Origin of the sequence: Pantoea sp. R102 (assembly GCF_004916815.1) — a bacterium.
GTDB classification, from domain to species: domain Bacteria; phylum Pseudomonadota; class Gammaproteobacteria; order Enterobacterales; family Enterobacteriaceae; genus Pantoea; species Pantoea dispersa.
Genome location: NZ_SDFT01000301.1, coordinates 1 through 2,102 on the forward strand (window position 1 = coordinate 1; position 2,102 = coordinate 2,102).

Below are 2,102 nucleotides of genomic sequence, written 5' to 3' on the forward strand. Positions count from 1 at the left end.
GCACGGTTTGCAGCGCCGCGATCTTCTCAATCAGCGGGTAGCGCACCTGCGTGCAGGGCACGCCCACCAGCCCCAGCGTGTTGTTGGCGGAGACGTCCAGCGGCGAAAACATGCGGTCAAAGCGCTCAATCGCGCGGGTGGCAAAGTTAAGGGACTGCTGCTCAATGCGTGACTTCTCTTCGATGTAGCGAAAAGTCAGCGTAAGAATGAGAACCAGCGACGCGATCACCAACGCAATAAGCAGGCGCTTACGGCGAAATTGACCCACAAATTGCTGGGGAAGGAGCATCAGTAACCACCTTGCTAAGACAAAGAATGAGGCCAAATTAACGTGAAGGTTATCGGCATGGCGGCGGCCAAATTTAGCGCGGCTGGAGAAAAAAAGCGGCACTAAAAAATCGCGCGACCGGTAGAGGTCGCGCGCAAAAATAATGTATCTGGTTTGATAACGCGGAGGTAGAGGCCATTGCAGAAATAATGGCCGATCGCTGCAATTGTCAGCAGCGAAACGCGACGTTGCCGGTCAGTCGCACTGCACCTTGATCGCCAGACCGCCGCGCGAGGTCTCACGATATTTAGCGTTCATGTCTTTGCCGGTCTCGTACATAGTCTCGATCACCTTATCCAGCGATACGCGCGGCTCGCTGGTGCGGCGCAGCGCCATTCGCGCGGCGTTGATCGCTTTCACCGAAGCAATGGCGTTACGCTCAATGCATGGCACCTGTACCTGACCGGCGACCGGATCGCAGGTCAGTCCGAGGTTGTGTTCCATGCCGATTTCAGCGGCAACACACACCTGCTCCGGGCTGGCTCCCAGCAGTTCAGCGAGGCCAGCGGCGGCCATTGAGCAGGCCACGCCTACTTCGCCCTGGCAGCCGACTTCGGCACCGGAAATCGAAGCGTTCATTTTGTACAACACGCCAATCGCGCCCGAGGCGAGGAAGTAGCGGATAAAGATATCCGGCGTGACCGTTTCGATGAAGTGATCGTAATACGCCAGCACCGCCGGCACGATACCGCAGGCACCGTTGGTCGGTGCGGTGACCACACGACCACCGGCCGCATTCTCTTCATTCACCGCCAGCGCAAACATATTGACCCAGTCGATGACGTTCATCGGATCGTTAGAATGTTTGGTTGAGGAGACCAGTAGACGTCGCAGCGACGCCGCCCGACGCGGCACGCGCAGCGGGCCCGGCAGCACCCCTTCGGTATTCAGGCCACGATCGATACACGCCTGCATGGTTTGCCAGATGTTGCCAAAATAGGCGTAAATCTCGTCACGGCTGTGCAGCGCCAGTTCGTTTTTCATCACCAGCCCGGAAAGCGACATGCCGGTATCGCGGCAATGACTGAGCAACTCTTTGGCTGAATGGAACGGGTAGGGCACGGCGACCTCATCCAGCACTGACTGACCAAAATGCGCTTCGTCGACAATAAAGCCGCCGCCAATCGAGTAATAGGTTTTGCGCTCAAGCAGCCGATCGCCGGCAAACGCGTACAGGGTCATGCCGTTTTCATGCAGCGACAGGTTTTCGCTGCGGAATACCATACCGCCGTCACGCGGGAAGTCGACCTCGCGCGCGCCCTGTGCCAGCAGCAGCCGCTCACGCGTTTCGACATCTTTGATAAACGCCGGAATGCTGTCGATGTCGACGCTGGCAGGCTCAAAGCCGGCCAGACCCATGATGATGGCAATGTCGGTGTGGTGTCCTTTCCCGGTGAGCGACAGTGAGCCGTAGACATCCACCGCCACGCGCGTCACGTCCTGCAGCTTGCCCTGTTCGATCAGCAGGTCAACAAACTGTTTGCCCGCTTTCATCGGGCCAACGGTATGCGAACTGGACGGGCCGATACCCACTTTGAACATGTCAAAAACACTTATCACCGGTGACGCTCCTCACAAATCTTCTTTTCTACGGCGCAGGCCGTTAATGCGGCTAATAGTAATCGCCAGCGGGCGGCAGCGAGCAGCTTTTCGCATGAAATAAACTAATTATAAACCACAGAAATAGTTATCCGTATCCCCGGATGTGAACGGGATCAATTTTTCGGGCAGGGTGAAACGGGACGGGGGATCAGGGCAGGGCGATCTGCTGGCC

At 57.3% G+C, this 2,102-nt stretch carries 1 protein-coding gene and 1 pseudogene; both read right to left on the reverse strand.

The window, feature by feature from the left end; translation table 11 throughout:
* Nucleotides 1–289: pseudogene (locus ERD80_RS22165) on the reverse strand (DUF515 domain-containing protein); the annotation flags it as partial.
* Between the two features lie 234 nt (nucleotides 290–523).
* A complete protein-coding gene (locus ERD80_RS22170) occupies nucleotides 524–1,888 on the reverse strand; it encodes an L-serine ammonia-lyase (RefSeq protein WP_058774595.1) in 1,365 nt (454 codons plus the stop codon).
* Between the last annotated feature and the right edge of the window lie 214 nt (nucleotides 1,889–2,102).